General features: G+C 48.2%; 20 protein-coding genes. 16 read left to right on the top strand and 4 right to left on the bottom strand.

Features of this window, described 5'->3' with window-relative positions:
* Window positions 1-2: 2 nt before the first annotated feature.
* The 3 genes from L4D79_RS08845 (at window position 3) to L4D79_RS08855 (ending at window position 2,777) form a co-directional block, all read left to right on the top strand.
* Entirely contained in the window at window positions 3-1,871 is a 1,869-nt protein-coding gene (locus L4D79_RS08845; protein WP_428650123.1) for a bifunctional 2',3'-cyclic-nucleotide 2'-phosphodiesterase/3'-nucleotidase, read from the top strand.
* Between the two features lie 165 nt (window positions 1,872-2,036).
* Window positions 2,037-2,357, top strand: coding sequence for a hypothetical protein (locus L4D79_RS08850; protein WP_428650127.1), 321 nt, complete (start codon window positions 2,037-2,039; stop codon window positions 2,355-2,357).
* A 201-nt stretch (window positions 2,358-2,558) separates the two neighbouring features.
* Entirely contained in the window at window positions 2,559-2,777 is a 219-nt protein-coding gene (locus L4D79_RS08855) for a hypothetical protein (protein ID WP_428650130.1), read from the top strand.
* A gap of 88 nt (window positions 2,778-2,865) precedes the next feature.
* Here the strand turns inward: L4D79_RS08855 and L4D79_RS08860 are convergent, their stop codons facing one another.
* Entirely contained in the window at window positions 2,866-3,207 is a 342-nt protein-coding gene (locus tag L4D79_RS08860; protein ID WP_428650133.1) for a winged helix-turn-helix transcriptional regulator, read from the bottom strand.
* Between the two features lie 104 nt (window positions 3,208-3,311).
* Here L4D79_RS08860 and L4D79_RS08865 point away from each other — a divergent pair, with 104 nt between their 5' ends.
* Together L4D79_RS08865 and L4D79_RS08870 are read left to right on the top strand one after the other, a co-directional pair.
* Window positions 3,312-4,082 carry an SDR family NAD(P)-dependent oxidoreductase gene (locus L4D79_RS08865; RefSeq protein ID WP_428650136.1) on the top strand — a complete coding sequence of 257 codons (771 nt, stop codon included), beginning with the start codon at window positions 3,312-3,314 and terminating at the stop codon, window positions 4,080-4,082.
* 61 nt (window positions 4,083-4,143) lie between these two features.
* Entirely contained in the window at window positions 4,144-4,797 is a 654-nt protein-coding gene (locus L4D79_RS08870; RefSeq protein WP_428650139.1) for a cupin domain-containing protein, read from the top strand.
* A 72-nt stretch (window positions 4,798-4,869) separates the two neighbouring features.
* On the opposite strand, the gene L4D79_RS08875 is transcribed toward L4D79_RS08870, so the two are convergent.
* On the bottom strand, window positions 4,870-5,361 hold the full coding sequence (locus L4D79_RS08875) for a GNAT family N-acetyltransferase (RefSeq protein ID WP_428650141.1): 492 nt from the start codon (window positions 5,359-5,361) through the stop codon (window positions 4,870-4,872).
* Between the two features lie 208 nt (window positions 5,362-5,569).
* On the opposite strand from L4D79_RS08875, the gene L4D79_RS08880 reads away from it, so the two are divergent.
* A complete protein-coding gene (locus tag L4D79_RS08880) occupies window positions 5,570-6,931 on the top strand; it encodes a hemolysin family protein (RefSeq protein ID WP_428650145.1) in 1,362 nt (453 codons plus the stop codon).
* Window positions 6,932-7,084: 153 nt separating this feature from the next.
* On the top strand, window positions 7,085-7,462 hold the full coding sequence (locus L4D79_RS08885; RefSeq protein ID WP_428650147.1) for a DUF2541 family protein: 378 nt from the start codon (window positions 7,085-7,087) through the stop codon (window positions 7,460-7,462).
* A 111-nt stretch (window positions 7,463-7,573) separates the two neighbouring features.
* Here L4D79_RS08885 and L4D79_RS08890 read toward each other — a convergent pair whose 3' ends face one another.
* The gene (locus tag L4D79_RS08890; protein WP_428650150.1) at window positions 7,574-8,752 is read right to left on the bottom strand and encodes an MBL fold metallo-hydrolase; all 1,179 of its coding nucleotides are present in this window, start codon (window positions 8,750-8,752) and stop codon (window positions 7,574-7,576) included.
* A 120-nt stretch (window positions 8,753-8,872) separates the two neighbouring features.
* On the opposite strand from L4D79_RS08890, the gene L4D79_RS08895 reads away from it, so the two are divergent.
* Window positions 8,873-9,487: a TetR/AcrR family transcriptional regulator gene (locus L4D79_RS08895; RefSeq protein WP_428650153.1), complete on the top strand. Its 615-nt coding sequence runs from the start codon at window positions 8,873-8,875 to the stop codon at window positions 9,485-9,487.
* An 80-nt stretch (window positions 9,488-9,567) separates the two neighbouring features.
* Entirely contained in the window at window positions 9,568-9,816 is a 249-nt protein-coding gene (locus tag L4D79_RS08900) for a CG2 omega domain protein (protein WP_428650157.1), read from the top strand.
* Window positions 9,817-9,892: 76 nt separating this feature from the next.
* Here the strand turns inward: L4D79_RS08900 and L4D79_RS08905 are convergent, their stop codons facing one another.
* Window positions 9,893-10,888 carry a LacI family DNA-binding transcriptional regulator gene (locus L4D79_RS08905; RefSeq protein ID WP_428650160.1) on the bottom strand — a complete coding sequence of 332 codons (996 nt, stop codon included), beginning with the start codon at window positions 10,886-10,888 and terminating at the stop codon, window positions 9,893-9,895.
* A 291-nt stretch (window positions 10,889-11,179) separates the two neighbouring features.
* Here L4D79_RS08905 and L4D79_RS08910 point away from each other — a divergent pair, with 291 nt between their 5' ends.
* From L4D79_RS08910 to L4D79_RS08940, 7 genes are all read left to right on the top strand, one after another.
* Entirely contained in the window at window positions 11,180-12,949 is a 1,770-nt protein-coding gene (locus L4D79_RS08910) for an FAD-dependent oxidoreductase (protein ID WP_428650162.1), read from the top strand.
* Between the two features lie 21 nt (window positions 12,950-12,970).
* On the top strand, window positions 12,971-14,437 hold the full coding sequence (locus tag L4D79_RS08915) for a sodium:solute symporter family transporter (RefSeq protein ID WP_428650165.1): 1,467 nt from the start codon (window positions 12,971-12,973) through the stop codon (window positions 14,435-14,437).
* 425 nt (window positions 14,438-14,862) lie between these two features.
* The gene (gene cspE / locus L4D79_RS08920; protein ID WP_016960596.1) at window positions 14,863-15,075 is read left to right on the top strand and encodes a transcription antiterminator/RNA stability regulator CspE; all 213 of its coding nucleotides are present in this window, start codon (window positions 14,863-14,865) and stop codon (window positions 15,073-15,075) included.
* A gap of 309 nt (window positions 15,076-15,384) precedes the next feature.
* Complete coding sequence (locus L4D79_RS08925) at window positions 15,385-15,594, top strand: hypothetical protein (protein WP_428650169.1); 210 nt, start codon at window positions 15,385-15,387, stop codon at window positions 15,592-15,594.
* A 265-nt stretch (window positions 15,595-15,859) separates the two neighbouring features.
* A complete protein-coding gene (locus L4D79_RS08930; protein ID WP_428650171.1) occupies window positions 15,860-16,471 on the top strand; it encodes a hypothetical protein in 612 nt (203 codons plus the stop codon).
* A 44-nt stretch (window positions 16,472-16,515) separates the two neighbouring features.
* A complete protein-coding gene (locus L4D79_RS08935; protein WP_428650174.1) occupies window positions 16,516-17,133 on the top strand; it encodes a sigma-70 family RNA polymerase sigma factor in 618 nt (205 codons plus the stop codon).
* Entirely contained in the window at window positions 17,126-17,803 is a 678-nt protein-coding gene (locus L4D79_RS08940; RefSeq protein ID WP_428650177.1) for a ChrR family anti-sigma-E factor, read from the top strand. The genes L4D79_RS08935 and L4D79_RS08940 overlap by 8 nt, the downstream gene beginning before the upstream one ends.
* The last annotated feature ends 29 nt before the right edge of the window (window positions 17,804-17,832 follow it).

A 17,832-nucleotide genomic window follows, 5' to 3' on the forward strand; every position in this document is an offset into this window, starting at 1 on the left:
GAATGAAAACAGCGTTCATCTCAGCACTTACATTGGGGCTGGCTATCAGCCCATTCGCCAACAGCGAAGAGGTAAAACTCCGATTTATCGGCACCTCAGATCTCCATTCCTATATCAGCCAGTTTGACTATTACAATAACCAAGCCAGTCAAAAGTACGGACTAGTCGGACTGGTCGCCGAGATTGAACACTACCGCAGCGAAGTAAAGAACAGCTTCCTTGCCGATACCGGCGATCTGCTTGTCGGCAACCCACTCGGGGATTACCTAGCCCGAGTAAGCCCTGAGTCCTACGCCCGCCAATCACCGATCATCTGTGCGATGAATGCACTTGAGTTTGATGTGGCCGTACCCGGAAACCATGATTTCGACTACGGCTTAGACTACCTCCAACTGAGTTACAGTAGTGGCAACTTCCCGTACTTTGCCTCCAATGTATATCGCGAAGATGGCAAAGAGCCCTACTTTGAACCGTACCTCATCGTTCCGCGAGAGGTGGTCTCCGAGCAAGGTACCAAACACACTCTCAATATCGGCTATATCGGCCTTGTGCCACCACAAACTATGCAGCTCAACCGGCAACATCTAGAAGGGAAAATTGCCATTGCCGATCAATTGGCTGATGCGAAAAAGTGGGCTGACGAGGCGAAAAACGCCGGGGCCGATATCGTTGTCGCCCTTGCCCACTCAGGCCTTAACGATGACGACTACACCGACGGTATGGAAGATGTCGTCTGGCACCTAGCTGGCGTTGAGAACGTCGATGCAATCCTGTTCGGTCACTCGCACAACACCTACCCTAACGAGCGCTACGCCAACCTAAAAGGGGTGGATATAGAGCGCGGTCTTATCCAAGGCAAACCGGCGGCACAGCCGGGTAAATGGGGCGACCATATCGGCGTTGTCGATGTGACACTGACGCAACAGAACGGCCAATGGCAGTTGAATAACGGTAGCGCCTTTGTTGTTTCAGCCAACGAAATAGAAGAAACTGCCGAGCAGAAAGCCCCGCTCGAAGCCTGCATCAACAAACAACACAATGAAGTGATCGAAGCGTTTGGTAAAACGGTCGGGCAGGTCAGCCTAGACTTAAGCAATGACTTCAACCTGCTCGGTAACGATACCGTCTACCAAGTCGTTAGCGAGTCACAAAAGCACTACCTTGCCCCTTACCTCAAGCCAACGGACAAGGTACTTTCGGCCACTGCACCGGCTATCCACCGTAACGATCCGGCTTATTTCCTCGATATCGAAAAAGGTGACATCAACAAACGTGATATTGCTTCCCTAGTGTACTCGTCAACCCTTGCTGCACTTGAGGTAACCGGTGCGGAAATCAAAGAGTGGCTGGAGATGTCAGCGGCAATGTACGCGGAACCAACAGATGAAAGCCGTGAGATAGTAAAGCCCGATTCACTCACCTTCCTGTACTACACCATTGATGGCATTGATTACAATATCAACCTTACCAAGCCATCAACCTACAATCAGTTCGGCAACCAAATTGCGGATGGTAGCGGGCGAATTGAAAATATCACCTACCAAGGTAAGCCGGTAAAAGCCGATGACACCTTCGTTATCATTGCCAGCAGCTACGCACCGTTCTTTGCTAGGGAAATGAAGCGAGGCCGCGAGTTTATCGATATCGACTCACCGAACAGCCGTGACGTACTGCAAGCCTACTTTGCCCAGCCAAAGCAGGACATTACTGTTCGCGATAACTGGCACCTAATAGGCAAGGAAGGCAAGACCTATACCTTCGAGGCCAAAAACAACCCGCAAAAGCTAGCGAGCTTTGCCGATAATTCGGCACTGAAGATCAAACTGAGTGAAAGTAAGGAACAATCAAACACCTATAAGGTTTCCTTCTAAGCAACAACCACCAAGCGGCCTGAGAATGACTCAGGTCGCTCTATCTCTCGGCACAGCCATCCCCTGAGAAACACATTTAGAAACACTTCCCCAAGGCATTTTTCAGCGTCTATTCAAGCTTCGAGGCTATGATGATCGCGAATTATCCACAAGAAAAGTAATGCTATGAGTGTGTTCGACCTAATCGCTGAAAACCAAATTCAAGACTACAACCGCCGCAAGGCCAATGGCGAGGTTCAGGAATCTCGTGCTATCAAGCCCGAAGAGAGAACCAGTTTTGAATCGCACCTGTTTAAGTCGATCATTGGCTGCTACGAGAAAGCGGCTGAAAAGCCGGCGGATGAGCGTCAGTCGTTAGAAGAGCGCGCTGAGAATCTGCGAATGCAATTGCTGATCGGGCTAGAGCAAAAAGGAATGCGTATTACCGCTCAATCAATGTCGAAAGAACTTATGCTCAAGCGCCAAGCGATTTTGGGTGGCGAATAAGTTTGTTTATTCCTGTCTAAACATGTCCCTTTGTAACCACAGGTTACACCTTATGAACTACCGCTAAGACATTGGTCTCAAATATAAAAAACTTCATTGCAACGTCATAAAATCAAGTAATAAATCTGATGCATATCAAGTTTTGCAACGCCTATTTCTGGTTAATTTATAGCCAAGCAGAGCGGTCAGGAGGACGATGTTATGAGAGTACCTATTCGATGCCCAGAGTGTGATTGCACCTCTGGATTAAACCGGGTAAGACGTAAGTGGCACGAAAAATCACTGGCAACAACCGGACAGGAAAAGCTGCAATGCCCAGCTTGCCTATCATTCTTTATGCGGGGGCTAGGCCAACAATCGCTTCTCTATGTCGGCACTCATGATGCCGTGAAGAAAAAACAGCCGGAATTTGAGCTTTAACCTCTCCATTCACATTTAAACAGGCTCAATCAACACAGAAGCGCCAGACAAGTTTGGCGCTTTTTTCATATATCACAGACTTCGCCAATTACGCTTTAGCATCGATTTCGTGCTGCAGCTTCTCAAGTTCATCCAATATCTTCAGAAACTTTTCACCAAACGGCGTGACATGGTACTCGACGCGCAGTGGCAGTTCGTTGAATACCACTTTGTCCAAGATGCCAAATTCGACATTTTTCTTCAGGCATTCATTAAGCACCTTGGTTGATAGCCCTTCGACGGCCCGAACCATTTCACCCGGCCGGTTGATGCCACTGGCGAGCAAGTGGTACACCGTCAGTGACCACTTGCACCCGTAAATAGTCTCCACCATACGTGCAGATCGTTCAGGGGCTGATTTTCGCGAAAAAAAGTTTTCCTGTGTTTTCATAAAGATGTACCAAAAAGTACCTACCCCACCGATTTGTACTGACTATTCAGCAGGTTAGTTGTGAACCTAAGATTAGCTTATCGCACTTAGGCAGGAGAAAACAAATGACCTTCATCCAATCAGGCAAAGCACTCATTATCGGTGGTACCAGCGGCATGGGACTGGCAACGGCCAAGCAACTCAGCAGCCAAAATATTGAAGTGGTTATCGTCGGCAATAACCCCAACAAACTCGACCAAGCCATCAATGCGATCAAGGCTAGCGGTGGCAAGGCCAGCGGCATCCAAGCCAACCTCTATGAAGCCCAAGATGTCGACAGGCTAATCAACGCCATCACCAAAGATGACAGCGCTATCCACTATCTGGTTAATGCGGCGGGTTACTTTAATCCCAAAGCATTCATTGACCATTCCATGGCCGATTATGATACTTATATGGAGCTCAACCGCGCAACATTCAGGCTCAGCCAGGCCGTTGCGCAGAATATGATCAAACACGGTGGTGGCAGCATCGTAAACATCGGTTCAATGTGGGCAAAACAGGCAATCAAAGCAACACCCTCATCGGCGTATTCGATGGCAAAAGCCGGACTTCATGCACTTACCCAGCATATGGCGATGGAGCTCGCCGAGCACAATATTCGAGTAAATGCAGTATCACCAGCAGTGGTGAAAACACCGATTTACGGCGCTTTTATCGAGCCAGAACAAATCGACGAGGCGCTTGAGGGATTCAATGACTTCCACCCTATCGGCCGGATCGGCACACCGACTGATATCGCCAACAGCATTTGTTTCTTGTTGTCCGATGAAGCCAACTGGGTTACCGGCGCAATCTGGGATATCGATGGCGGTGTGATGGCCGGGCGAAACTAAATATAAACACATCCGATTTACGACGATTAAAAACACACCCAACACCGGGAGGGCGGCACAAATGCTCAATATGGATTTTCAACAACGCTTGGTGATAGACACCGAGAAGATGGAATGGCTACCTAGCCCTGCTCTCGGGGTGTGGCGCAAACCGCTTGAACGGCAAGACAAAGAATCGGGCCATACCACCAGTGTCGTCCGCTATGCAGAAGGCTCGTCGTTTGCCCCCCATCCTCACCCGATGGGTGAGGAAATTTTTGTCCTCGATGGTATTTTCTCTGATGAAACGGGTGATTTCGGGCCGGGAACCTATATCCGGAATCCACCGGGCAGCCAGCATGCGCCGTTCAGTAAACAAGGTTGTACTATCTTCGTCAAACTCAATCAGTTTATGCCACAGGATAGCCAACAGCTTCGCATCGATACCAACCAGACGCCCTGGCAAGCGGGTATCGGTGGCCTGCAGGTCATGCCGCTGCACGAGTTCGGCCACCAGCACACCGCCTTGGTAAAATGGCCCGAAGGCGAGCGATTCCAACCCCACCGCCATTGGGGAGGGGAAGAAATACTGGTGCTCTCAGGTACGTTTCAGGATGAATTTGGCCACTACCCAACAGGCACTTGGCTGCGTAGCCCACACCTAAGCGAGCACTTCCCTTTTGTTGAGCAAGAGACCGTAATCTTGGTAAAAACGGGGCATTTGCCGCAACCATAAAGTGACAGCATGGGCAGTTCACCCACCACGCCACCCAGAAACAGGCCACCAAACACAAGGTGGCCTAAACCATTATTGGGTAACGGATAACGAGTAATAATCCACGCCCTGCTCGGAATAACCATAAGCAAAGCCCAGCTTTTCTAGCACTTTCACTGATCCTGCATTGTCAGGCTCTACTCCGGCAATAAACTTCGCGGCATGATCTTGCGCACTCAAATAAGCCACCAGCCCCTGCATGGCTTCAGTTGCCAGCCCTTTGCCCCACTGATCTTCTGCCAGCACATAACCCAAGCGGTAACAGTTTTCAGGCTCAGGGAAAACAAACAGATAACCCGCAGCCTGCTGCTGATGGGTGAGCCTCAATACGGCGCCTGTCTGCGCCATGCTTTCCAGCCAGCGATCCACATCCTCAGCGGTTCTCAGGCTCTGGCAAGAGGGCGGCAGGTATCGGCTTACAGTAGCGGTGAACATGGTGATGATTTCGTCTTGGATCCCCGCCATATTGGGAGCAAGGGTTACCGCTTCCAGCCGGCTGGTTGAGAAGGACATCTCTATCTTCATAACTTTTCCTTTCTTTTTACCCTAATGGCTTCAAGGTGCTTGGGTATAGGCCATCTTAATCAAAATTGTTACTCATGAAGATAAATATTTTTCCATTTTCATCCCTGAGCTGACTCGCTATGTTCACACATATTTTTCACCTCACCCCTTATTTTCAACCCAACATATATGCTTAGAGGCAGTTGCCTCGAACATGAAGGAGAACCTCATGGACGTGCTTATTTTGGCCGGCCTTATTCTGCTCAATGGTGTCTTTGCCATGTCAGAAATCGCCCTGGTCACTGCACGGAAAAGTCGCCTGCAAAAACTGGCAGGCAATGGTGACAAAGGCGCTGTCAGTGCCATCAAACTCGGCGAGGAACCAACTCGCTTTCTGTCTACCGTACAGATTGGTATTACCGCCATCGGTATCCTCAATGGTATTTTCGGTGAAGCCGCCCTCGCAGGCCCGCTAGCAGAATATCTACAGCAATTTGGCCTCACTGCCAAAACCAGTTCAGTCGCCGCTACCGCCATCGTTGTTGTCGGTATCACTTACCTGTCTATTGTGATTGGTGAACTGGTTCCGAAACGCATTGCCCAGTTCAACCCAGAAAGCATTGCCCGCCTGATGGCCCGCCCACTGACCGTGTTGGCTAGCCTGTCGCGGCCGTTTGTTTTTTTGTTGACGGCCTCGACCGAATTTACTTTAAAGCTACTCGGAAAGCACAGCCAAGATAGCCAAGCCGATGCCCTTACCGAAGAAGATATCAAAGCGGTACTGGCAGAAGGCTCCCAGAGCGGGGTCATTGAAAAGCAAGAACATGCCATGGTCAGAAATGTCTTTCATTTTGATGATCGTAAGGTCACCTCGCTGATGACACCACGCAGTGAAATCATTGCATTGGATCTCGACAAACCCAGCGACAGCAACCTTAACTATCTGATTGCCTCAAGCCATCAGCATTTTCCGGTGATCCAAGGCAGCATGGATAATACCAAAGGCGTGATTACCACTAAGCAGTTACTGCAATATCACATCGCCCAGCCACGCGGCCCGATAGAGCATTACCTACTGCCTGCGGTGTTTATCCAGGAAAACTGGACTGGAAACCAATTGCTAGAGCATTTCCGCCATTCGGGTGATGTTATGGTGTTTGTTGTCGATGAATACGGGGATGTTCAAGGCATCGTCACGCCCAAAGATATTTTGGAAGCCTTGGCCGGAGAGTTCAAAACCCGCGCCCCAGAAGATATCTGGTCGGTAGAAAATGACGACGGCAGCTGGTCGATGGACGGGCTGATCCCCATCTTGGTATTGAAGGATTTACTCGAGATCGATGCCTTACCCGACGAAATACTGCACGGCTACCACACCTTAAACGGGATGCTGATGTGGAGCCTGAGCAGACTCCCTGCTATCGGGGACATCATTGAGTTGGAAGGGTGGCATTTTGAAGTTACCCAAGTCAACGGCAACCGGGCAGATAAGATCACTGTCACCCGTAAAGAGCCCATCACTAACGAGGCGGATGATGATCCAGCCAGAGAGGAGCTCACTGCCGAAGACGAAACAAAAAAAGAGGCTTAACAAGCAACATTTTTACACAGCCTTGTCGTTACCGGTGAAATTCGCAGTTATATTCCGCTGCCCTGCCACACTGGCAGGGCCAACAACAGGTGGGCGCAATGCCCACCACCGTAATTGGCTTAACAGCAACGCTGTTATTTCTGAAGATAATAGATGAAAACACATATCATGATGTTGGCACTGAGCCTTGGCTTGCTGGGTGCCTCAACGGTTACCCAAGCTGATGACAAAATCACGCTGGGCAGAACTATCTTGCTAGGAAAAAGTGACCACGGCGCGCAGATCCCCTTACTGGTATGCCGCCGGGTTGATGCCATAAAAGTAAAAGCAGAGCGCGATATGCGCTTGGAGCGGGTGGTCGTTACCTTCAATAATGACGATACCAAGACCATCCATTTCCACCGCAAACTGGATAAGCATGACCAAACGGACTGGCGCAAGTTTGCCTATACCCGCTGTGTGAAGAGCCTAGAGGTATTTGGCAAGGCCAAAGACTCCTCAGCAGGCGTCAAGGTATACGGTCGACAATAAGATTCTTCTCTTTCATCCGCACATACAACAAGGGCAGTAGATGGTTTTTAGGCGGTATTCCATTGGCTACTGCCCTTGTTGTTTTCAATCACACGCTCCACACGATCGCGGTTATTCAGTGTGATAGGCCAATTGAGGCATGTCAGAAGTTGCCTGCCACTGCTCACTGTTTTGCCACCAATAAGCCGTTTGGTATGGCTGTGACATATCCAAGCTTTGGCCAATCAGCGGCGTCACCAGTTCCACCCCGTAGGTTTGCGCCTCGGCAATCAAATCGTTGACCGGCTCATCCCATTTGTGCAGAAACAACTCGAACGTTGACCAATGAACGGGAAACAGCTTATCACCACCGACATCCAAGTGCGCCTGCATGGTATGGGCGGCCTGCATATGGCCCCAGCCTTCTACCGGATAACCTTTGCCGTCTTTGACATTGGCTGCAACTTCGATAAAGGTCATATCAAATGGGCCTAGCCGCTCACCAATTTGCTTGAAATGTTCGCCATAGGCCGAATCACCACTGAAAAACACACTGCCCGCCTCAGCTTGGATAGCCCACGATGACCAAAGGGTACGGTTGCTATCGAACAGGCCGCGGCCTGAATTATGGTTGGCCGGTGCCGAGGTAATGCGAACCGTGCCGATGGCGACACTTTCCCACCAGTCGAACTCCTCGATATTGCCCGGCTTCACCCCCCACTTTTCAAGATGGCGCCCTACGCCTAGCGGGACAAAGAACCTCACGTTTTTATCAGCATAGAAACGGGCGGTTTGCTCTTCCAAATGATCGTAATGGTCGTGAGAGATTAAAATCACATCCGGCTGAGGCAAATCTTCGCGGCTGACCGGTGCATCGACATTACGGGAAAACATTCTGGAAAAGGCTGACGGTGAAGCGTAATCAAAGACCGGGTCAACTAGCATACGGACACCATCGGCTTCCAAAAACAGTGATGAATGCCCCAGCCAAGTGACTCGCAATGTGTCGCTCGGGGTTTCCAGCAATGGGGTATCTACCGCCTGGAACTGAAGTCGTTGCTGGGGCTTATATTGATCGCGCTGGGTGAAGAACTTCCACATGACCGACAGCATGCCTTCTTCTGACTCGACACTTGGCATATGACTGATGGCTTTACCATCTTTGAATTGAGGCGAGCTGGCAATACGTGCTTCCCGGATCTCCTGGCTACGCACATAACTGCCGTCTGTATTTGCACTTCCACTGCTGTATGCCACTAAGCCAAGGGCACCCATTACGGCAACCAAAGATGCTTTCAGTGTAGTTTTCATTTGTTGCTAGCCTCAAAAGTAAACGATGGTGTATACTTTTCATCATAGCTATTAAAGTTAAAAAGTAAACACACCCGTTTACCTTTTAATTCTACATCATCACGCATTTGGGTAATTTTTATGGGTAAAGTCGCTGAAATAAAACAGGAAAATATTGTCTGTGCCGCGCTGGAAATTTTTTCAGAAAAAGGGCTAGATCAGGCAAGTATGGAAGCGATTTCGAAAAAAGCCGAAGTCTCCAAGCGGACGCTTTACAAGTATTACCCGACCAAAGAAAGCTTGTTCGAGGTGATTGTTGAGCGGCTAGTGTCAAACGTTAAGGTGATCAGCTCAATTTCATTTACCCCAGAACAGAGCATCGAAGACCAGCTCACCCATATTGCTCAGAAAGAGGTCGCGTTACTCTGCAGCCCATGCTTCATGGCGGTTGCACGCGTGGTAATGAGCGAATGTATCCGCTCCAAAGAACTGGCCGCCTTGATGGTAGAAAAATTCCAGCCTCTCGATGGCTGCCATGGTCTCAGCCAGTGGATCCACGACGGTATTGCAGCAGGCCAACTGAATGTCGCCCATCCAGAGGTTGCCTCCGAGCAGTTTATTGCCAGCCTGAAAGCCACCATCTTCTGGCCCCAGATCATGGCCCATATGCCGGCTCCAGACGCCAACGTGCAGCAAGCCGCCATCGAATCGGCGGTCAAAATGTTTGTTGCCGCTTATGAAGTTCAGCCTGGTTAAGCCCATTAGCCTTTAAGTTCCCAGTTAAAATTCTAACGAGCTTCTACACTTGTTGTGAAACCCACAGCAAGGAGTTTGCCATGTCCCGAGTTTTTGCTTGCCTGTTTGCCCTGCTAGTCATCGGGGGAGTCAACGCTGATGTAAAGATATCTGGCGACGGTTTTGAGCTCAGCAAAGACTGCCTGAAGCTCGAATCTGATAATGTCAAAATCACCTCAGAAGAGTGTGAGCAATGGAAAAAAAATCAAGAAAACCGTAGTGTTCACGGTGACGACAACCCGGGCAAAGGCAATAAAAAAGATAAGAAACCCAAAAAGGAAACCTATTAAGTCTGAACCTTCCTTTGGGCGGAAACAGATTTCCGCCCGACAGAGCACTAGAACATAGCAGGCTTTAAATCACCCGTTAGGCTGACTGACGGATCATCAACTCAGTACCAAGCTCAATTTTACGCTCGGTCTCCTGCTCTTCAATCAAACTAACCAGCATGGTTGCAGCCTGCGAGCCTAATTGGAATATTGGCGTATCAACGGTTGTCAGCCCGACTGGCAACATGTCGCTGTTGGGGATGTTATCAAATCCGGCAACAGCGACATCTTTAGGGATCGACAGCCCTTTTTCCAACAATGCTTTCATTGCGCCAATGGCCATCAAATCTGACGCTGCGAACATGGCATCAAAGCTAATCTCTTCCATCTCAGACACAATACGGTAGGCATCCTCCTGGTAGTAATCTGCCTTGTAGGCCCAGCTTTCATCAAACTCGATACCATTGTCAATCAGGGCTTGCCGGTAGCCATCGAAGCGATCCCGAGCCGCTTTGATGACATCCAATTTACCAAGGAACATGATTTTTCGGTAACCGCTATCAATCAAGTATTGGGTCATGCGGTAGGCGGATTGATAGTGCTCCACCAGCACCGCATTGACGACTTCGTCATGCAAATCGCGGGCAATCGAAACAATAGGCACACGATGTTCAAACAGTGACAGAAATTGCTCATCAGGCATTCGAGTACCCCAGATCAATAGCCCATCATACAAATTGGAGTTGAGTTCTCCTTGGATAAACAGCAATTCATTATCAGCCTTGGCCATGCGCAAAGTCAGCTCGTAACCATGCTGATTCAGTGCAGAGCCGATACCATTCACCAACTTATAGATATACGGGTTGGTGAGGTACTCATAGTCCGGACCAGAAATCACCAGGCAAATATGTTTGGTCGACTTGCTGGCAAGCATTTTTGCCGCGCGGTTCGGCACATAATTCAGCGATTTCGCCGCTTCCATCACCTTGGCTTTGGTCGCTTCACTCACCCGGTTTTTATTATTAAGCACATACGACACAGTTACTGCCGAAACACCTGCCACTTTAGCAATATCTTTTAATGTCGCTGCCATTTACTACTCCACTACCGCGATCTAAACCTCTCAGCATAGACCTCAGCTTTCTCGCTCAAAAATACTTGCTTAACGATGCCCTGCGTACCATTCAGCGCATGAACATCACGGCTGCTGGTATTATACCGAAACATGAGCCAGCGCACAGAGCGCCACTTGGCAACTTTAACAAGATCACATTTTCACACGGAAAACGTTTTCACTTAAGACCGAGCTGCTTACTATCATTCCAAACTTGCTTAAACGCTTAAGCAAGCAAAAAAGCGATTCAATAAAGTGAGAGTAACAGGTATGAATAACCCTTTTGAAAGCCGCCAATATGACATTGTAATTGTCGGTGGCGGGATCTCTGGCGTCTGTGCAGCACTAGCAGCAGCACGCCATGGAGCGAAAGTCGCGCTGATCCAAAACCGTTCGGTATTGGGGGGCAATGCCAGCTCTGAGGTGCGAATGCACATCTGCGGTGCTGACTATCACGCCAGCAAACAAAATGCCCGCGAAACGGGGATCGTCGAAGAGATCTTGCTTGATAACCGCTTGATCAATCCACAACACTCTTTCTCTGTGCTCGATACCGTATTGTGGGAAAAAGTCACATTCCAAAACAATTTGGATCTGTTCCTCAATACCCATATGACAGACGTTCAAATGGAAGGCGATCGCATCGTATCGCTAAAAGCTGAACAAACCACCACAGAACGCCGCTTTGAGTTTTTCGCCAATAACTTTGTCGATACCTCAGGCGATGCCGTACTTTCCCTACGCGCGGGTGCTGATATCCGAACCGGCCGAGAGGCCCGCCATGAATACGATGAAGAGCTTGCACCGGAACACGCTGACAATGTAATGATGGGCAACACCCTAATGTTCGAATCTAAAGACATGGGGTATCCGGTGCCGTTCAAAAAACCTCGCTGGGCCAACACCTACACCGAGGACGATCTGAACGATCGCAGCCACAGAGATATCACCGCCGGCTACTGGTGGATCGAACTAGGCGGTACTGATCTCAACACGACACGAGACGGTGAAGTGATCCGCGACGAACTGCTCAAGGCCGTTTACGGTATTTGGGATCACATCAAGAACGGCGGTGATCATGGTGCCGACAACTATGTGTTGGATTGGGTCGGCATGCTGCCGGGCAAGCGTGATAGCCGCCGGGTACTGGGCGACTATGTATTAAATGCCAACGACCTGTTCGGCGCCCGAGTATTTGAAGACACCGTCGCCTACGGCGGTTGGCCGATGGATATGCACGTTAAAGATGGCCTGAAGAGCAAGGAGTCACCCACCAAGTGGATCGAGACTAACAACATGTACGCGATCCCTTACCGCAGCCTGTATTCACGCAACATCAGCAACCTGTTTGTCGGTGGTCGTAACATCAGTGCCTCACACATGGCGTTCGGCTCGACCCGGGTAATGGCAACCTGCGGCGTGATTGGCCAAGCCATCGGTACCGCTGCAGCATTGACGGTTGAAAAGTCCCTCTCCCCAAGAGAGGTCAGTGAGCACATAAGAGAACTTCAATACCGTTTGCTCAAAGATGACTGCTACCTGTTCGGTATTCAAGACACCGATCCAAACAACGTTGCCCTACAAGCAAAAGTAACCGCATCTTCCGAGCAAACTGGCTTTGAAGCGAGCAAGGTCATCAATGGCTTCCAGCGTAATATCGGTGATCAGACCAACCTGTGGGTTTCCCAGCCACTGGCTGAAAACGGCGCAACACTGAAACTAGATTTCGGCCGTACCATCAGTACCTCGGAAATGATCCTCAACTTCGACTCCAACCTGTCGAACGAAATCATGATCACTATCTCCAAGCCAAACAAAGCTGCCCAACGAGAAGGCTTCCCGCTAGAGATCGTCAAAGATTACCGCATTGATTACCTCCTGGGCGGCCAAGTCGTCCACCAGCACTCTGTTACCGATAACCACTTGCGCCACAACAAGATCGCCCTCGAGAAACCGGTTAGCTGTGATGCAATCCAGATCACAGTGACAGCAACCCATGGCGATCCTTGTGCCCGGATCTTCGAAGTTAAAGTATTCTAATAACGATATAGGAATGAAACGATGAACATCTTAGACGTAATAGTCCTCATAGCCTTCCTGGCCGGTATGGTCGGGATTGGCTACTGGTCTTCCAAGCGAATGACCAACAGTGCCGAAATGTTCTCTGCCGGCGGGAAATCCCCATGGTGGATGTCAGGCATTTCAGCGTATATGACCATGTTCTCTGCCGGTACCTTCGTGGTATGGGGTGGTGTGGCCTACCGCCTTGGTGTCGTAGCCATTACCGTGTGTATGAGCATGGGTGTGGCAGCCCTTATTGCAGGGTATTTCTTTGCCGGTAAATGGAAAGAGTCCGGTGCGACATCAGCAGCGGAGTTTGTCGGTCAGAAATACGGCCAAGGGGTACTGCAAATGTATACCTGGCTGGGAATCGTCACCCGTATTATCGGTGTCTCGGTTGCCCTGTACTCCGTAGCCGTGATTGTCAGCTCATTAATCCCGCTTTCACCTGACAGTATTTTTGCTGATGACAATGGTTTCTTCAGTGTCAATTGGTTGATCATCATCGTCGGTACGGTGATTATCCTTTACACCTTCCTTGGCGGTCTATGGGCGGTATTGTTGACGGACTTCACCCAGTTTGTGGTACTGATGCTGTCGGTCTGCTTGATACTGCCGATGATTTATAGCTTGGGTGGCGGCAGCGAAAACATCATCGCCAACCTGCCAGAAGGGCACCTGTCGTTCTTCAACAGCAGCTATACCCAGATCTTCATCTTCGGTTGGATTTTGGTGCATGTATTCAAAGTGGGCGGTGAATGGGCCTTCGTCCAACGCCACCTGTGTGTCGAGTCACCGAAAGATGCCCGCAAGGCCGCTTACCTGTTCGGCGCACTGTACATCATCACACCGGTGCTCTGGATGCTACCGCCTATCATCTACAGCACTATCAATCCGGATGCCAACCCAGAGCAGGCCTATATATTATCAGCACAAGCTGTACTGCCTGTGGGCATGCTTGGCCTAGTGGTGTCATCGATGTTAGCCGCGACGGCGAGTATGGCTTCATCTGAGCTCAACGTATTCTCCGGCGCCCTCACCACCGAGTTCTACGGCAAACGCATCAACCCGCAAGCCAATGATGAACAGATGATGAAAGTCGGCCGCCTAGTGACCATCATGCTGGGTCTGTTGGTGATCGGCATCAGTATCTCCATCCCCTACTTGGGCGGTGCCGAAAAGCTGATTGTCAGCATTACCAGCCTGTTCGTCGGCCCGATGGTGATGCCAACCCTGTGGGCGCTGTTTGTCAGTAAAGTCACCAAACTTCATGCCTACCTTACTGTGGTTGTCACGGCTAGCGCAGGCTTCCTGCTTCAGTTTGTACTGTCAAAAGTTGATTGGGTGGCAGCTAACATGGGCGTGATGAACCAAGCGGTTGGCCTACTGGTGCCGGTGGCGATGCTGCTGATTGCGGATAACATAATGAAAAAGAAGCAACTGACTGTCGCCTCTACCGCTAACTAATTAAAACAATAATTCTGTACAACACTTAACGATAAGCCGCCCTGCCGGGTGGCTTATTTTTACCAAAGACATAATGTAAAACACTTCGATATCATAGCGTTATCGGTCAACAATACCTAATCAACGTCATAAGCAATGTACATTTTTCAATATAGAGAAGAAGTAAAAATGTCCTGCAAAATAACCACATAGAAATAAATCTTAAAATATACCTTTACAAAGATCAGTAATCAGGTATTATCCATCTCGCTCTGTTGTTCAGGGTTATTAGTGAAACATAAAGTAAAAGTTAAACCTCAGAATTTCTCCATTATTGTTGTTATCCTCAGATTTTCCCTTAGCTTCATCGTCGCATTCAATAATTCAAGCTTTCAGCGCATCGCAATTTCGCGATATAAATTATATTTTTAAATAAGGGACACATCATGTCTAATAAAACAACTGGTCTAGTAAAGTGGTTTAACGAAGAGAAAGGTTTTGGTTTCATTACTCAAGACAACGGCGGTGCTGACGTATTCGTTCACTTCCGTGCTATCGCATCAGAAGGTTTCAAAACTCTTGCTGAAGGCCAAAAAGTATCTTTCGAAGTAGAGCAAGGCCAAAAAGGCCCTCAAGCTGCAAACGTAGTAGCTCTATAATTTGATAAGTTGGCGTAAATAGTCTGTTACTATTTACGCCAGCCTTAATATCTAGATCACATCATACTGTATAAAAATTATAAGCCTTTCAATAATCTACATATTGTAGATATCGCTATGCCTCTTAGTTTCTCAGTTTTATTCCTACCAAGCATTAAACACTAAAAGCACAAAAGTACCTTAATGGTCCAGCTTCGTCTGTTTTTTGATAATTATATAAAGGTAAATATGTCTCGTTCAATAGGTCGTAAACGATTTTGGTTTCAACAACAAAACCAGAAAAACTCATTACAAAAAAGTGGTAAATAAATGACAGTAAACTTTAATATTTTAAAAGGTAATATTTCATGGACTGCACTAATCCATCAATTAAATAGTAATTTATTATTAAATCATGTTTTATTAAAAGGAAATGTGGATAATCACAATATTCAATTTTCCTACTGTGAAGAAACATGTGAAGGTAAAATCACTAATAGCAAAAATGAAATTGTTGGCAATTTCGTTGTTTCCGCATAGCCCTTTCACAAAGCTAAACAACAACGAATCGCTTAAGTTAAGGTTATTTTCCCTTACAATACAATATCGCAGCTTTAGTCAATTATATAATACACACAATACAATAATAAAAGACTCAAAAAGCTCAGGCCCTGCCATACTGCATCTGATCGCCCCCAAGCCAACCAGCGATCAGGGTTAAGTCTGTTACACCACTATCTTCTGCCATAACTGTCGCTGCCACCAAGCATGCGTAGTCATCCAAACTCGGTTTTACCGCGTAGGTATGAAAAAAGGAAATAGTATAGTGTCGCAAATCAAATACGAATATAAGCGTTTACCCTTTCTAAAGTGCACTGAGCACTTGATGCCCATGGGCAAAGGAAATATCAGAGGTACGGGATACAGCTTCACACATACGGTCTCTGACGGCTTGCAATCTGGTGGGTTGTGGCTAGTAATGCAAGGTGATTCAGGCCAGACGGCAAACAATACCGGCGACATCATCATGTTCGCTGCAATTAGAGACGTCGATTGGCTTAGCGAGACTCAAATCAAACTGAAGCTGGCTATTGAACACTGGGGAAGAATCACTTCACCAGAAACTAAACACCACAAACTAGAAGGACAGCTATATCCTCTATGGCAAGATAGTCCTCTTCCCGTGGATGACCTTCTAGCAGTTCGCCTCATTGAATGTACCCGCCAGTTTCATATTAATGAACATCAACATCCGGGTGTGCATCATCAGCTCAACACCAATTGGGTGTGCTGGCGCTGGCTAGAAATCCTTCCTATTCCTTTGAATAAAAAACAGCGGCTGCTTAAATTTCCAGATGCCCAACTGTGTATTAAATACCTGAAAAAAATCCTTCGCCAAAGTGATCGCCTCAACTAATTATGCCGTTTATTACAAACGGACATATGCTTGCAGATAGGATTATGATGAGAATACATGCAGTAATGCAATCCAGAGTCAGCAAGGGCACTATGGCAAACGATGAAGCGCCAGCCATTAATGTGGCACAGCTACTAAGCAACATAGCCAATACCCGCTGTCGTCGAAGTTACGAACAACTCTTCACCTCCGTCGCACCCAAATTGCTTAATTTTTCCCGCAAGCAATTACGCGACGAGTCAATGGCAATGGAAATTGTTCAAGAAACAATGCTTAAAGTATGGCTCAAAGCCCATCTCTACGATGAAAGCAAAGGTGCGGCTTTGACATGGATTTACTCCGTTGCAAGGAACGTAAAATTCGATTTGCTGCGTAAGTCCAAACACCAGCAAGATTGGGTGCAAGGTGACGACCTCTGGCCAATTCTGCACGAAGAGCGAGATGATGATAAGTTGCCTGCAGAGTTTCATGCCATTGTCAGTGGTGAGCTTGAAAAGCTTATTACCTCTCTTCCTCCCGCTCAAGCTGAAGTCGTGAAGATGGTCTGTATGCAAGGCGCATCTCACCAAGATGTTGCTGATGCTCTCGATGTACCACTCGGCACTGTGAAAAGTCGGTTACGTCTTGCCCTGCAAAAAATGAAGGAGCCCCTTGATGGCTAACATCCGCTTTCACCCCAACCATGACCTCCTCAGTCGCTACGCCTGCGGTGAACTAGAATCATCATCCAGTATCGTGCTAAGTGCTCATCTAGAATTTTGTCCCCACTGCCGACAAAAAATGGCATCGATTGAAACTGAGCAAGCCTCTCAGCTAGAGAAAAGCATACCCGCAGAACTCTCTCCGTCAATGAATGCCATGATGATGGATATCATGAACCATCAACCTACTGATCTACCTGTTGTGGATGACATTATTGACAACCAGTTATCTCTGGAAGGCAAAGCCTACCCTCTTCCATCAGCCTTACAGAGGCACAACGATAAGATTGGTCCTTGGTCGCGACTTCCGGGCAATATCAAACGAGCTCAAATTGAAGTCAGTGGTGACAGCAAGATGAATTTCATTTATATGGATTCAGACAGCTCACTGCCAGAGCATACCCATCAAGGACAAGAAATCACCCTGGTACTTGCCGGAGAGTTTTACGATGAAAACGGGACCTACCGACCGGGTGATTTCATTGTACAAACGGAAGAACACAAACATATTCCCCGAACCCGGCAAGGACAGGATTGTTTGTGCCTGACCTTATTAAGTGCACCACTGCATTTCACTTCAGGCCTGGCAACGCTGCTCAACCCATTTAGCCAACTATTCTTCAGGCGCTAAATCGAAGTACAGCAGACAAAATAAAAAAC

Origin of the sequence: Photobacterium satsumensis, assembly GCF_050336935.1 — a bacterium.
Classification (GTDB): Bacteria; Pseudomonadota; Gammaproteobacteria; order Enterobacterales; family Vibrionaceae; genus Photobacterium; species Photobacterium satsumensis.

Excerpts from the sequence above, each read along its gene's own strand:
- L4D79_RS08915 (WP_428650165.1), top strand. The coding sequence starts at position 12,971 with ATGAACATCTTAGACGTAATAGTCCTCATAGCCTTCCTGGCCGGTATG.
- L4D79_RS08845 (WP_428650123.1), top strand. The coding sequence starts at position 3 with ATGAAAACAGCGTTCATCTCAGCACTTACATTGGGGCTGGCTATCAGC.
- cspE (WP_016960596.1), top strand. The coding sequence starts at position 14,863 with ATGTCTAATAAAACAACTGGTCTAGTAAAGTGGTTTAACGAAGAGAAA.
- L4D79_RS08930 (WP_428650171.1), top strand. The coding sequence starts at position 15,860 with ATGAAAAAAGGAAATAGTATAGTGTCGCAAATCAAATACGAATATAAG.
- L4D79_RS08870 (WP_428650139.1), top strand. The coding sequence starts at position 4,144 with ATGCTCAATATGGATTTTCAACAACGCTTGGTGATAGACACCGAGAAG.
- L4D79_RS08895 (WP_428650153.1), top strand. The coding sequence starts at position 8,873 with ATGGGTAAAGTCGCTGAAATAAAACAGGAAAATATTGTCTGTGCCGCG.
- L4D79_RS08900 (WP_428650157.1), top strand. The coding sequence starts at position 9,568 with ATGTCCCGAGTTTTTGCTTGCCTGTTTGCCCTGCTAGTCATCGGGGGA.
- L4D79_RS08880 (WP_428650145.1), top strand. The coding sequence starts at position 5,570 with ATGGACGTGCTTATTTTGGCCGGCCTTATTCTGCTCAATGGTGTCTTT.
- L4D79_RS08885 (WP_428650147.1), top strand. The coding sequence starts at position 7,085 with ATGAAAACACATATCATGATGTTGGCACTGAGCCTTGGCTTGCTGGGT.
- L4D79_RS08925 (WP_428650169.1), top strand. The coding sequence starts at position 15,385 with ATGACAGTAAACTTTAATATTTTAAAAGGTAATATTTCATGGACTGCA.
- L4D79_RS08855 (WP_428650130.1), top strand. The coding sequence starts at position 2,559 with ATGAGAGTACCTATTCGATGCCCAGAGTGTGATTGCACCTCTGGATTA.
- L4D79_RS08905 (WP_428650160.1), bottom strand. The coding sequence starts at position 10,888 with ATGGCAGCGACATTAAAAGATATTGCTAAAGTGGCAGGTGTTTCGGCA.
- L4D79_RS08890 (WP_428650150.1), bottom strand. The coding sequence starts at position 8,752 with ATGAAAACTACACTGAAAGCATCTTTGGTTGCCGTAATGGGTGCCCTT.
- L4D79_RS08935 (WP_428650174.1), top strand. The coding sequence starts at position 16,516 with ATGATGAGAATACATGCAGTAATGCAATCCAGAGTCAGCAAGGGCACT.
- L4D79_RS08860 (WP_428650133.1), bottom strand. The coding sequence starts at position 3,207 with ATGAAAACACAGGAAAACTTTTTTTCGCGAAAATCAGCCCCTGAACGA.
- L4D79_RS08940 (WP_428650177.1), top strand. The coding sequence starts at position 17,126 with ATGGCTAACATCCGCTTTCACCCCAACCATGACCTCCTCAGTCGCTAC.
- L4D79_RS08850 (WP_428650127.1), top strand. The coding sequence starts at position 2,037 with ATGAGTGTGTTCGACCTAATCGCTGAAAACCAAATTCAAGACTACAAC.
- L4D79_RS08865 (WP_428650136.1), top strand. The coding sequence starts at position 3,312 with ATGACCTTCATCCAATCAGGCAAAGCACTCATTATCGGTGGTACCAGC.
- L4D79_RS08875 (WP_428650141.1), bottom strand. The coding sequence starts at position 5,361 with ATGAAGATAGAGATGTCCTTCTCAACCAGCCGGCTGGAAGCGGTAACC.
- L4D79_RS08910 (WP_428650162.1), top strand. The coding sequence starts at position 11,180 with ATGAATAACCCTTTTGAAAGCCGCCAATATGACATTGTAATTGTCGGT.